Source organism: Streptomyces sp. UF-297, from assembly GCF_058245575.1.
Genome location: NZ_JBSIBZ010000064.1, coordinates 1 through 13,900, shown reverse-complemented (window position 1 = coordinate 13,900; position 13,900 = coordinate 1). Strand labels below are relative to the sequence as shown.

At 74.4% G+C, this 13,900-nt stretch carries 2 protein-coding genes; both read left to right on the top strand.

Annotated features, from left to right (window positions below):
* Positions 1-63 precede the first annotated feature (63 nt).
* Positions 64-12,552: an amino acid adenylation domain-containing protein gene (locus AC4IJH_RS29525; RefSeq protein ID WP_490854960.1), complete on the top strand. Its 12,489-nt coding sequence runs from the start codon at positions 64-66 to the stop codon at positions 12,550-12,552.
* Entirely contained in the window at positions 12,553-13,875 is a 1,323-nt protein-coding gene (locus AC4IJH_RS29520; RefSeq protein WP_490854959.1) for an MFS transporter, read from the top strand.
* Positions 13,876-13,900 lie beyond the last annotated feature (25 nt).

Sequence of the window (13,900 nt, the reverse complement as noted above, 5' to 3'; positions counted from 1 at the left end):
CCCCCATCCCGCTTCAGCCCGCAGACCTTCGCACCTTCCTCACAGCACAACGGAGAGCCCGACGTGAACGCCCCGAACCAGCGCACCGACCGCGTGTCCGCCCTCCCCGCCCACCTCCAGGAACTCCTGCGCCGCCGGCTCGCCGGCGGGGCCGGGCAGCGGCAGGAGATCCCGGCCGTCCCGCGCGGCGGGGCACCGCTGCCGGTGTCCTCGGCCCAGCGCAGGCTGTGGCTGGTGGACGAGTTCGCGCCGGGCAGCACCGAGTACAACTCGGTCGCGGGCCTGCGGCTCACCGGCGCCCTGGACACCGCGGCGCTGACCGGCGCGGTGGGCGACCTGGTGGCCCGCCACGAGTCGCTGCGCACCACCTTCGAGGCGGTCGACGGCGCGCCCGTCCAGGTCGTCCGCCCGGCCGCCGAGGTGCCGGTGCCGGTCCTGGACGCCACCGCCGGGGGCACCACGGACGGCCCGGGGCGCGAGCGGGAACTGGCGCGCCTGGTCCGCGAGGAGGTCAATCTGCCCTTCGACCTGCGGACCGGCCCGCTGTTCCGCGCCGCCCTGATACGGCTGGGCAAGCAGGAGCACGTCCTGGTGCTCTGCGCCCACCACATCGTCACCGACGGCTGGTCCACCGAGGTGCTGCTGGACGAGCTGGGCACCCTGTACGCGGCCCGCCACCGGGGCACCGACGAGCGACTGGCCGAACTCTCCCTCCAGTACGCGGACTTCGCCTCCTGGCAGAGCGAGCGGATCTCCGCGCAGTGGCTGGAGGAGCACCTGGGCTACTGGCGGCAGAAGCTGGCCGGTCTCACCCCGCTCGACCTGCCCACGGACCGGCCGCGCCCGCCGCTGCGCTCCGGCGCGGGCGCCGTGCACGAGTTCGCGCTGCCCGCCGAGGTGGCCACCGGGCTGCGGGAGCTGGCCCGTTCCCAGGGGACCACCCTCTACACCGTGCTGGTCGCCGCCTGCCAGGTGCTGCTCGCGCGCTACTCGGGGCAGTCGGACATCGCGGTGGGCGCGGTCACGGCGGGCCGTAACCGCCCCGAACTCGACCGTATGGTCGGCTTCTTCGTGAACACGGTGGTGCTGCGGTCCACCGTGGACGCCGGTTCCTCCTTCACGGACTTCCTGGCCGAGGTCAAGGACACCGTCCTGGAGGCGTACGCCAACGACGAGGTGCCCTTCGACCGGCTGGTGGAGGAGCTGCGCCCGGACCGCGACCCCAGCCGCACCCCCCTGTTCCAGACCATGGTCCTGCTGCAGAGCGGTCCGCAGCGCCTGCCTGAGCTGCCCGGCCTCCAGGTGGCCGAGTACACCGCCCCGCGCACCTCCGCCAACTTCGACCTGACCATTGAATTCCAGGACCAGGGCGGCGAGTTGCGCGGCGCCGTCGAGTACGCCACCGACCTCTTCGACGCCGCCACGGTGACCCGGCTCGCCGCGCATCTGCGGGGGCTGCTCGCGAGCGTGGCCGCGCGGTCCGCGCGTACGGTCCGGGAGCTGGCGTGGATGTCGGCGGACGAGCGCCAGGAACGGCTGACCGAGGGCACCGGCGCCTCGCGTGAGGTGACGGCCGGGTCGGTCGTCGAGCTCTTCGAGGCGCGAGCGGCACAGAGCCCGGACGCCACTGCCCTTTCTCACGGCCAAGAGGCCCTGACGTACGGCGAGTTGGCGGCGCGCTCCAGCCGGGTGGCGCGGGCGCTGATCGGCCGGGGCGTGGGCCCGGAGAGCCTGGTCGCGGTGGCGGCCGCCCCCTCGGTCGACCTGGTCGTCTCCCTGCTCGGCGTACTCAAGGCAGGCGCCGCCTACGTACCGGTCGACCCCGAGCACCCCGCCGAGCGCATCGCCTACGTCCTCCAGGACGCCGCCCCCGACCTGGTGCTGGTGGACGCCACGGCACGGCAGAAGCTGCCCGCCGACGGCCCTGCCCTCGTACAGATCGACGGGGCGGGCGCGACGGGGCTGGGCGCCGAGCTGCCCGACGGACAGGTGGCCGACACCGAGCGGGTCGCCCCGCTCTCGCCCGCACACCCCGCGTACGTGATCTACACCTCCGGCTCCACCGGCCGCCCCAAGGGCGTGGTCATCGAACACCGTTCCTTCGTGGACTACGTGGCATGGGCGGCCGACGCCTACCCCGGCGGCACGGGCGCCGCCGTGCTGCACTCGCCGGTCACCTTCGACCTCACCGTCACCGCCCTGTACGTCCCCCTCATCAGCGGCGGCCAGGTCCGCATCAGCGGGCTGGACGATCCCCAGGCGCCGACCGGTGAGCAGTGCTCGCTGCTGAAGGTGACCCCCTCGCATCTGGCGCTGCTGGGGGCAACCCGTCAGGATCTGCTGCCCACCGGCCAACTGGTCGTCGGTGGCGAGCAGTTGCTCGGCGAAGTCCTTGAGCAGTGGCGCACCGCACACCCCGACGTGACCGTCATCAACGAATACGGACCCACCGAAGCCACCGTCGGCTGCATGGAATTCCGCGTCGAACCCGGCGACACCATCGCCGACGGACCCGTCTCCGTCGGCTGGGCCCGCGACAACCACCGCGTCTACGTCCTCGACGAAGCCCTACGACCCGTCCCCACCGGCGTCGCCGGCGAACTCTACGTCGCCGGCACCGGACTGGCCCGCGGCTACGTCAACCGCCCCGCCCTGACCGCCGAACGCTTCACCGCCGACCCCTACGGCGCCCCCGGCGAACGCATGTACCGCACCGGCGACCTCGCCCGCTGGCGCACCCACGGCGGCCTGGAATTCCTCGGCCGCACCGACGACCAAGTCAAAATCCGCGGCTACCGCATCGAACTCGGCGACATCGAATCCGCCCTGCTCTCCCACCCCGCGGTCGACCAGGCCACCGTCACCGTCCAGGAAGAGTCCGACGGCCGCAAGCGCCTGGTCGGCTACGCCGTGCCCGAGGAGGGCGCCGTAGTGGACCCGGCGGCGCTGCGCGCCCACACCGCCACCGCCGTCCCCGAATACATGGTCCCCTCCGGCGTCCTCCTCCTCGACGCCCTCCCCCTGACCCCCAACGGCAAACTCGACCGCAACGCCCTCCCCCGCCTCGACAGCGCCACGGAGGCCGCGGACTACACCGCGCCGGGCACGGCCGTGGAGGAGACGCTGGCCGGCATCTGGGCCGAGGTGCTGGGCGTCGAACGGGTCGGCGTGCACGACAACTTCTTCGATCTGGGCGGGGATTCGATCCTCAGCATCCAGACCGTCAGCCGCGCCCGCCGCGCCGGATTCCGGCTGACCTCCAAGGACGTGTTCCTGCACCAGACCGTGGCCCGGCTCGCCCAGGCCGTGACCGTCGAGGACACGGCCGATGCCACGGTCGGCGCCGCCGTCGCCGCCGTCGCCGGACCCGCGCCGCTGACCCCGGTCCAGCGCTGGCTGTACGACACCTACCGGGCCGAGCCGGACCGCGTCACCATGTCGGTGCACGTCGAACTCGCCCCGGACGCCGACCCGCAGGCGCTGCGCAGCGCCGTCACCGCGCTGGTCGCCCACCACGACGCGCTGCGGCTGCGCTTCTCCCGGCAGGGCGAGGCATGGGTGCAGGAGGTGGCCCCGGCCGAGCCCGCCGAACTCTTCCACCGCCACGACCTCTCCGGGCACCCGGCCGGCGAGCGGGCCGCGCTGCGCACGGCCGCGGCGAAGAGCGTGCGCGCCGGGCTCAGCCTGGAGCAGGGGCCGCTGTTCGCGGCGGTGCTCTTCGAGGAGGGGCAGGGCCGCCCCGACTCGCTGTTCCTGACCGCCCACCACATGGCGGTGGACGGCGTCTCCTGGCGCATCCTCCTGGAAGACCTGGAGCGCGGTTACGCCCAGGCCCTCGCCGGCGCCCCGGTCGACCTCGGCCCCCGCGGCACCGCCTTCACCCACTGGGCCCACCTGCTGAGCGACCACGTGCGCGCGGGCGGGCTCGACGGTGAACTGGAGTACTGGCGCGGCGAGGTGGCCCGTAACGCCGCCGCCCCGTCCCTCCCCGTCGACGCGCACGGCCCCAACACCGCGGGCTCGGTCCGCAGCGTCGCCGCCGAGCTGGACGCGGAGACCACCGAGGCGCTGCTGCGCCGGGTCCCGGCCGTCTACCGCACCCGCGTCACCGACCTGCTGCTGAGCGCGGCGGGCACGGTCCTGACCCGGTGGACGGGCGCGGAGCGGGTGGCGGTGGCCATGGAGGGCCACGGCCGCGAGGACATCGTCGAGGGCGTGGACCTCTCCCGTACGGTCGGCTGGTTCACCACGCTGTACCCGGTGTCCGTCGGGGCGCCGCGGGACGCCGGGTGGGCCGGGATCATCAAGGCGGCCAAGGAGCGGCGCGCCGCGGTGCCCGGCAACGGCCTGGGCTTCGACGCGCTGCGCCGGCTGAGCGCCCCCGGCACCCCGGCGGCCGAACTGCTGGACGCCGCGCTGCCGCAGATCTCCTTCAACTACCACGGCCGGTTCGAGGCCGGCTCCGCCGACGGCGGGCTGTTCCGGGCGCGGCTGGACGGCCCGGCCGACGCGCCCGGCGCCGCCGAACTGCGCCCGCACCTGCTGGACGTGGTGGGCGTGGTCGAGGACGGCCGGCTCGGCTTCACCTGGTTCTACTCGCACCAGGTGCACTCCGAGGACACCGTGCGGCGCCTGGCGCAGGAGCTGGTCCAGGCCCTGCGCGAGCTCGTCGAGCACTGCCTGCTGCCCGCCTCCGGCGGCTGCACGCCCTGCGACTTCCCGCTGGCCCGCCTGGACCAGGACGAGGTGGACCGGGTCGTGGGCGACGGCCGCGACGTGGAGGACGTCTACCCGCTGACCCCGATGCAGCGCGGCATGCTCTTCCACCGGCTCATGGACCCCGACTCGCAGTCGTACTTCAACCAGCTGTCCATGGAGCTGTCCGGCGTCAGTGACCCGGCGGCGCTGGCCGCGGCCTGGCAGCGGGTCGTGGACCGTACGCCCGCGCTGCGCACCCGCGTGGCGTGGGAGGGGCTCGCCGAGCCGGTGCAGGTCGTGCACCGCGCGGTGCGGGTGCCCGTCGGGCTGCACGACTGGCGCGGCCTGGCCGCCGACGGACAACAGGCCGCCCTGGAACGCCTGTTGGCGAAGGACCGGGCGCGCGGCATCGACCTGGGCGCGGCCCCGCTGCTGCGCCTGGAGATCGCGCGGCTGGACAAGGACACCGTGCAGCTGGTGTGGACCTCCAGCCATCTGCTGCTGGACGGCTGGAGCACCGCGGCGGTCTTCTCCGAGGTCGGCCAGGAGTACGCGGCGGCCATGGCGGGCACCTCCCGCCCCGCCGCCCCGGCCTGGGCGTTTCGCGACTATGTGGCCTGGCTCGCCGAGCAGGACCCGGCCGCCGCCGAGGCCCACTGGCGCGAGGTGCTCGGCGGCTTCGACGCGGCCACCGCGCTGCCCTACGACCGGCAGCCCGTCGAGGCGCACCGCGCCCAGTCCTCCGTCCCGCTCGCCTTCGCCCTGCCCACCGCCCTCAGCGACGAGCTCACCGAGCTGGCCAGGCGCCACCGGCTGACGCCGAGCACCCTGGTCCAGGGCCTGTGGGCGCTGATGCTCGCCCGCTACAGCGGAACCCGGGACGTCGTCTTCGGCGCCACGGTCTCGGGCCGGCCGGCCGAGCTGCCCGGCGTGGAGTCCATGGTCGGGCTCTTCATCAACACCGTTCCGGTACGGGCCCGCATCGAGCCAGACCGGCCGCTGCTGGAGTGGCTGGGGCAGCTGCAGCACGAGCGGATGGCGGGCGAGAGCTTCGACTTCGCCGGCCTGGACCGCATCCAGGGCTACAGCGGCATCCCGGCCGGCAGCGCCCTGTTCGACAGCATCGTCGTCTTCGAGAACTACCCGCTCCAGGACGGCGGCGCCGACGTCCACGGCCTGCACATCCGCGGGGTACGGGCGCTGGACACCAACACCTTCCCGCTCAGCCTGAGCGCCCACCGGGACGACCGCCTGCGCTTCGAGCTGGCCTACGACCCGCAGCTCTTCGACGCCGCCACCATCGAGCGGATGGCCGGTCACCTGCGGGAGCTGCTGACGCAGGTCGCCGCCGACCCGCACCGCCCGCTGTCGCGGCTGCCGTGGCTGACCGCCGGTGAACACGCCCAGCTGGAGCGGTGGAACGACACCGCGCTGGAGCGCCCGGCCGACCGGCCGGTGCACGAGCTGATCTCCGAGCAGGCGCTGCGCACCCCCGACGCGGTGGCCGTGCGCTTCGGCGCGGCGGCCCCGTACGGCGGCGCGCCCGAGCAGCTGACCTTCGCCGAGCTGGAGCGGCGCGCCAACCAACTCGCCCATCACCTGCGGTCGTTGGGCGTATCCCGGGGCACTCTGGTCGGCCTCAACGTCGACCGGGGCCTGGAGATGGCCGTGGGCGTGCTGGGCATCCTCAAGGCGGGCGGCGCGTACGTACCGCTGGACCCGGAGTACCCCGCCGACCGGCTCGCGTTCATGGTCGCCGACTCGCGGGTCCCGGTGCTGGTGACCCAGTCCCGGCACGCCGGGACCTGGCGGGACTCCGGCGCGCTGACCCTCTGCCTGGACACCGAGTGGGAGACGGTCGCGGGGCAGCCGGACACCGCCCCCGAGCCGGGCACCGGCCCGGCCGACCTGGCGTACGTCATCTACACCTCCGGCTCCACCGGCCGCCCCAAGGGCGTCATGGTCGAGCACCGCCAGCTCTGCTACATCCTGGCCGCCTGGGAGGAGCGCTACCGCCTGTCCGAACTGCGGCTGAACTTCGTCTCGGTCACCAGCCTCTCCGTCGACCTGTTCTTCGCGGACCTGCTGCGCTCGCTGCCCTTCGGCGGCTCCTTGACGATCTGCCCGGCCGACCTGGTCACCGACCCGCCGCGGCTGCTGGAGCTCATCGAGTCGGTCGGCGGCACCGGCCTGGAGCTGGTGCCGACGCTGGCCGGCGCGCTGGTCTCCGAGGTCGCGCTGCGCGGCGCCCGGCTGCCCGCGCTCAAGCTGCTGTCGGTCGGCTCCGAGGGCTGGCGCTCGGACGACTGCCTGCGGCTGCTGGACCACCTGCACCCGGACACCCTGGTGGTCAACGCCTACGGCGCCACCGAGGTCGCCATCGACTCGACGCTGCTCGTGCCCTCCCGGCAGACCCTGGGGGACGGCGCGTTCGTACCGGTGGGCCACCCGCTGCCCAACACCCGGGTGTACGTCCTGGACGCCGACCTCAACCCGGTTCCGGTGGGCGTCGGCGGCGAGCTGTTCATCGGCGGCGACGGCGTGAGCCGCGGCTACTGGGGGCGGCCCGGCCTGACCGCGGAGCGCTTCGTGGCCGACCCGTTCACGCCCGGCGCCCGGCTGTACCGCACCGGTGACCGGGCCCGCTACCGGGCGGACGGCACCCTGGAGTTCCTGGGCCGCGCCGACGACCAGATCAAGATCCGCGGCTTCCGGGTGGAGCTCGGCGAGGTGGAGGCCGCGCTGGCGGCGCTGCCCGCCGTGCGCGAGGCGGCCGTGACCGCGCACCGCCAGAGCGGCCGCGCCTTCCTGGTCGGCCATGTGGTCCCCGCCGCCGGCACGGTGGCCCCCACCGGTGCCGAGCTGCGCGCCGCCCTCCTGGCCGAGCTGCCGGACTACATGGTCCCGGCCCGCTTCGCCACGCTCAAGGCCCTGCCGTACACCCCCAGCGGCAAGGTGGACCGCAAGGCGCTGCCGGTGCCCGAGGGCGGCCCCGAGCTGGGCACGGAGTACGTCGCGCCGCGCAACGACACCGAGGCCGAGATCGCCGGGATCTGGGCGCGCGCCCTGGATGTGGAACGGGTCGGCGTGCTCGACAACTTCTTCGAGCTGGGCGGCGATTCGATCCTCAGCATCCAGATCACCTCCCGGATGCGGACCGCCTTCGGCGTGGAGCTGTCGCCGCGCGCGATGTTCACCACCCCGACCGTGGCCGGGCTGGCCGCGGCGCTGCCCGGCGCGGGCGCGCCCGGCGCCGCGGACCGCATCCCCGCACTGGCGCGGGACGGCTCGGCGCTGCCGCTGTCCTTCGCCCAGCAGCGCCTGTGGTTCATGGACGCGTACGAGCCGGGCGGCACCGAGTACCTCTCGCCGACCGGGCTGCGGATGCGCGGCCCGCTGGACGTGGCCGCCCTCCAGGCCGCCCTCGCGGACCTGGTGGCCCGGCACGAGTCGCTGCGCACCACCTTCGACACCGTCGACGGCCGGGGCGTGCAGATCGTCCACCCGGCGGGCCCGGTGCCGCTGCCGCTGACCGATCTGAGCGGCCCCGAGCACGCCGCGGTGCGCGACGCCGAACTCTCCCGGCTGCTGGCCGAGGAGACCGGCACCCCCTTCGACCTGCGCACCGGACCGCTGCTGCGGGCCCGCCTGGTGCGGCTGGCCGAAGAGGACCACGTCCTGTCGCTGTGCCTGCACCACATCGTCACCGACGGCTGGTCGTCCTCGGTCATCGGCGCCGACCTGTCGGCGATGTACCGGGCGCGGCTGCACGGCGAGCCCGCCGGCCTGCCCGAACTGGCCATTCAGTACGCCGACTTCGCGCTCTGGCAGCGCGAGCGGCTGTCCGGCCCGGCGGGCGAGGCGCAGATGGCCTACTGGCGCCGTCAGCTGGACGGGGTGGCGCCGCTGGAGCTGCCCACCGACCGGCGCCGCCCGGCGGTGGCCACCCGCAACGGCGCGATCTGTGACTTCCGCGTCCCCGCCGAGGTCACCGCGCGCCTCAAGGAGCTGGCCAAGGGCCAGGACGCCACGCTGTTCATGGCGCTGATCGCCGCCTGCCAGCTGCTGTTCGCCCGCTACAGCGACCAGGACGACATCGCGGTGGGCACCGTCACCTCGGGCCGCGACCGCACCGAACTGGAGCCGCTGGTCGGCTTCTTCGTCAACACCCTGGTGGTGCGCTCGAAGATCGACGAGCGGGTGAGCTTCGCCGAGCTGCTGCGCCAGGTGCGCGGCACGGTGGTGGACGGCTTCGCCCACCAGGACGTGCCCTTCGAGCGGCTGGTGGAGGAGCTGGCCCCCGAGCGGGATCCCAGCCGCTCCCCGCTGTTCCAGGCGATGGTCGTGCTGCAGAACACCCCGGCCGCGCCGCCGGCCCTGTCCGGGCTGCGCATCGAGGAGTTCGCGCTGCCCTCGGCCACCGCGAACTTCGATGTCACGGTGCAGTTCGAGGAGGTGGACGGCGCCCTCGTCGGCGGACTGCAGTACAACACCGACCTGTTCGACGCAGGCACCGCCCAGCGGATGACGGCCCACCTGCGGGCCCTGCTCACCGAGCTCGCCGCCGCGCCGGCGCGCCCGCTGACCGCCATCGGCCACCTCCCGGCCGCCGAGCGTACCCAGCTGATGGACGGGTGGAACGACACCTCCCGTGAGCTGCCGCGGCTGCTGCTCGCCCACGAGCAGTTCGCCGACCGGGCCCGCCGCACCCCCGACGCCCCGGCCCTGGTCAACGGCGAGCAGATCGTCAGCTACGCCGAACTCGACGCCCGCGCCAACCAGTTGGCGCACCACCTGATCGAGCGCGGGGTGGGCCCGGACGTCCTGGTGGGCGTCTGTGCCCGGCGCGGCCCGGACGTCGTCGTCGGCGCCCTGGCCGCGCTCAAGGCGGGCGGCGCCTACGTACCGCTGGACCCGGACTACCCGGCCGAGCGGCTGGCGACGATGTTCGAGGAGACCCGCGCGCCGGTGCTGCTCACCCAGGAGGCGGTGCTGGACCGGCTGCCGGCCACCGGCGCCGAGCTGATCTGCCTGGACCGGGCAGCCGAGCTGGAGCGCATCGCGCGCCACCCGGGCACCGCCCCGGACACCGCGGTCCGGCCCCGGTCCCTGGCGTACGTCGTCTACACCTCGGGCTCCACCGGCCGTCCCAAGGGCGTGATGATCACCCACCGTTCGCTGTGCAACCTGGTCGCGGACTTCCAAGCGAAGTTCGGCCTGGTCCCCGGCGACCGGCTTTTGCAGCACCTGTCGTTCAGCTTCGACGGCGGCGTCTCGGACATCTTCTGCACCCTGCTGTCCGGTGCCACCATCTGCTTCGGCCGGGCCCCGGCCGGCAGCGACCTCGCCGAGGAGATCCGCGAGCAGCGCGCCACCGTCCTGATGACCCCGCCCGCGCTGCTGGCCGCCCTCGACCCGGCGGCGCTGCCCACCCTGCGCGCGGTCGGCGCGGCGGGCGACGCCTGCCCGGTCGAGCTGGCCGAACGCTGGTCGGCGCACGGCGACTTCTTCAACATCTACGGGCCCAGCGAGACCACCCTGGTCGCCACGCTCTTCCAGGGCGCCGACCGGGGCGGTGCACAGAGCCTGCCGATCGGCCGCCCGATGGCCAACGTACGGCTGTACGTCCTGGACCGCTGGCTGCGCCCGGTGCCCGCCGGCCGCCCCGGCGAGCTCTACATCGGCGGATGCGGGCTGGGCCGCGGCTACGCGGGCCGCCCCGACCTGACCGCGGAGCGCTTCGTGGCCTCACCGTTCGGCGCGCCGGGCGAGCGGCTGTACCGGACCGGCGACGTGGTGCGCTGGCGGGCCGACGGCCAGATGGAGTTCGTCGGCCGCGACGACAACCAGGTCAAGATCCGTGGCTTCCGGATCGAGCTGGCCGAGGTGGAGGCCGCGCTGCTGGCGCACCCCGGCGTCGCCGAGGCCGCGGTCATCGCCGCCGCGCCCGCCGCGGGCGGCAGCGGCCACAAGCGCCTGGTCGGGTACGCGGTGCCGCGCACGGGCGAGGGCCAGGACGCCGAGCCGACCGCCGGTGACCTGCGGGCCTTCCTCAGCCAGGCGCTGCCCGGCTACATGGTCCCCTCGGCGTTCGTGGTCCTGGACGAGCTGCCGCTGAGCCCCAACGGCAAGGTGGACCGCAAGGCGCTGCCCGCCCCCGACCCGCAGGCCGAGGGCGCGGCGTCCTACGTGGCGCCCACCACGCCCGTACAGAAGGCGCTGGCGAAGGTGTGGGCGGATGTGCTCGGCCTGGAGCGGGTCGGTATCACCGAGGGCTTCTTCGAGATCGGCGGCGACTCCATCCTGAGCATCCAGGCGGTGTCCCGGGCCCGGGAGGCGGGCGTCAAGGTGGTCGCCAAGGACCTGTTCCTGCACCAGACCATCGCCGAGCTGGCCACGGTCGCCGAACTCGTCACCGACGAGGAGGCGGGGGCGCGCGAGCGCGGCCCGGTCGCCGGCCCGGTGCCGCTGACTCCGTCCCAGCACTGGTTCTTCACCACCCGCCGCCACCCTGACCACTTCAACCAGTCCACGCTGCTGGAGCTGGTCGCGGACGTGGACGAGGAGGCGCTGGCCACGGCGCTGGCGGCGCTGCCCGCGCACCACGACGCGCTGCGCACCCGCTTCACCCACCGGGACGGGCGCTGGCACCAGGAGGTCGCCGAGCTCGGCGCCCGGGCGGCGGACGGCAGCGCGCTGCCGCTGCTGTCGCTGGACCGCCAGGACCTGTCCCGGCTCCCGGCCCAGGAGCACGCGGCGGCCGTCGAACGCGCCGCCGTCCAGGCCCAGCGCGGCTTCGACCTGGCCGGCGGCCCGCTGCTGAAGGCCATCTTGTTCACCGGCGCGCCGGGCACCCGGAGCCGGCTGTTCGTCACCGTCCACCACCTGGTCGTCGACTCGGTGTCCTGGCGCATCCTCCTGGACGACCTGGAGCGCGGCTACCGGCAGGCGGCCGCGGGCGAGCCCGTCGACCTGGGCGCCCGCACCACCTCCTTCCAGGAGTGGTCGCAGCTGTTGTCCCGGCACACCGCCGAGGGCGGCCTGGACCACGAGGCCGGCCACTGGGCGGAGGTGCTCGGTGGCGCGGCGCCGCTGCCGGCCGACGGGGTGGGCCCCAACTCCGCCGACACCACGGCCACCGCCACCACCACGGTCGACGCGGAGGGGACCGCGGCCCTGCTGCGCTCCGCGCCCACCGTCTTCCGCACCCGCATCGGCGATGTGCTGCTGGGCGCGCTGGCGCAGACGCTGGCGCAGTGGACCGGCCGGGAGCGGGTGCTGGTGGACGTGGAGAGCCACGGCCGCGAGGAGATCTTCGACGGGATCGACCTCTCGCGCACCGTGGGCTGGTTCACCAGCGTCCACCCGGTGGCCCTGGACGTCCCGGCGGCGGACGGCCAGCGCCCGGACTGGCCGCGGCTGATGAAGTCGGTACGGCGCGGTCTGCGCGGCGTACAGGACAACGGGCTGGGTTACGGCGCGCTGCGCCACCTGAGCCCCGAGGGGTCGCCGGGCGCCGCCCTGGCAGGCTTCAAGGAGCCCGAGGTCGTCTTCAACTACCTGGGCCAGTACGACAGTGCGCGCCAGGACACCGGCCCGGCGGGCGGGGTGATCCACACCCAGCACGGCGGCCTCGGCGAGGACCAGAGCCCGGCGGAGCTGGCCACCCACCTGCTGGAGGTGGTGGGCAGCGCGGTCGACGGGGAGCTGAGCTTCACCTGGTACTACTCCACCAACGTCTTCGACGCGGCGACGGTGGACAAGCTCGCCGAGTCCTTCGCGGACACCCTGCGCGAGATCGCCCGGCACTGCGAGCGCACGCTGGCCGCCCACCCGAAGCGGGAGAGCCGCTGAATGTCGCCCACCACTGCACCCGCCCCGGCTCCGGCCGGGGCGGGCCCCGCCCCCAAACCCCTGATACGCAACCGCAATTACCACCTGCTGTGGCTGAGCCGGTCGATGACCGACGCCGGCGGCAACGCCACCCTGATCGCGCTGCCGCTGCTGGTGATCGCCGTCACCGGTTCCCCCGCGGCGGCGGGCCTGGTGGTCGGCGCCAACGCCGCGGCGCAGCTGGTGGCGGGGCTGCCCGCGGGCACGCTGGTGGACCGCTGGAACCGCAAGGCGGTCATGCTGGCGTGCGAGGTCGCCCGCGTCCTGGCCCTGGCGGTGCTGATCGCCCTCATCTGGACGGAGTCGGTGGCGATCTGGCACATGGTCGCCGTCTCCGCCGTGCTCGGCGTGTGCAACGCGTTGTTCGACCCGGCGGAGGAGGCGTCGCTGCCGCACGTGGTGCCGGCCGAGCAGCTGTCCACGGCGCTCTCGCTCAACCACGCCCGCAGCGCGGTCGGCAATCTGGCCGGCAACGCCCTGGGCGGCGCCCTGTTCGGCGTCAAGCGGGTGCTGCCCTTCCTCGCCGAGGCGCTCAGCCACGTCGCCTCGTTCTTCCTGCTGCTGTTCCTGAAGCTGCCCCGCACCGAGCGCGAGCGGGCCGCGAAGGACGGTGCGCAGAGCGCGGCGCCGGCCGCGGGCGGCTTCAGGAACGAGATGCTGGAGGGGCTGCGCTATGTGTGGAACCACCGGCTGATCCGGGTGACCGCGCTGTGCGCGGTGGCCCTCAACTTCCTCTTCCAGGTGCTGTACCTGGTGATCATCGTGGTGGCCAAGGCCCATGGCGTACCGGACGCCCAGGTCGGCCTGATGGCGGCCATGTACGGCGCCGGGGCGCTGATCGGGGCGCTGCTCGCCCCGGCCCTGTACCGGCGCTTCGGGGCGCGCGGCTCGGTGCTGCTGCCGTTCTGGGCGATGGCGGTGCTGACCCCGCTGACCTTCGTGGCCGCCGGGAACGCCCTGGCGATGGGCGCGGTGCTGGCCGGGGTGGCCTTCCTCGCGCCGACCGCCAACACCGCCATCGGCACCTACCAGTTGCTGGACACCCCCGACCGGCTGCGCGGCCGGCTGAGCGGGGCCGTCGGCCTGGCCGGCGGCGTCTCGGCCGCGCTCGGCCCGATGGCGGGCGGTCTGCTGACGGAGTTCGCCGACACCCAGCGGGCCGTCCTGGTCTGCGTGGTGGGCATCGCGCTGCTGACGGTGGCGGTGACGCTCAGCCCGACGCTGCGCACCTTCCCGCCGCCGGCCGTCGCGGACGGCCCGCCGGCCCGGCGGGGCGAGGAGTGAGCCCGGTCCGTGGCCCCCCGCGGGC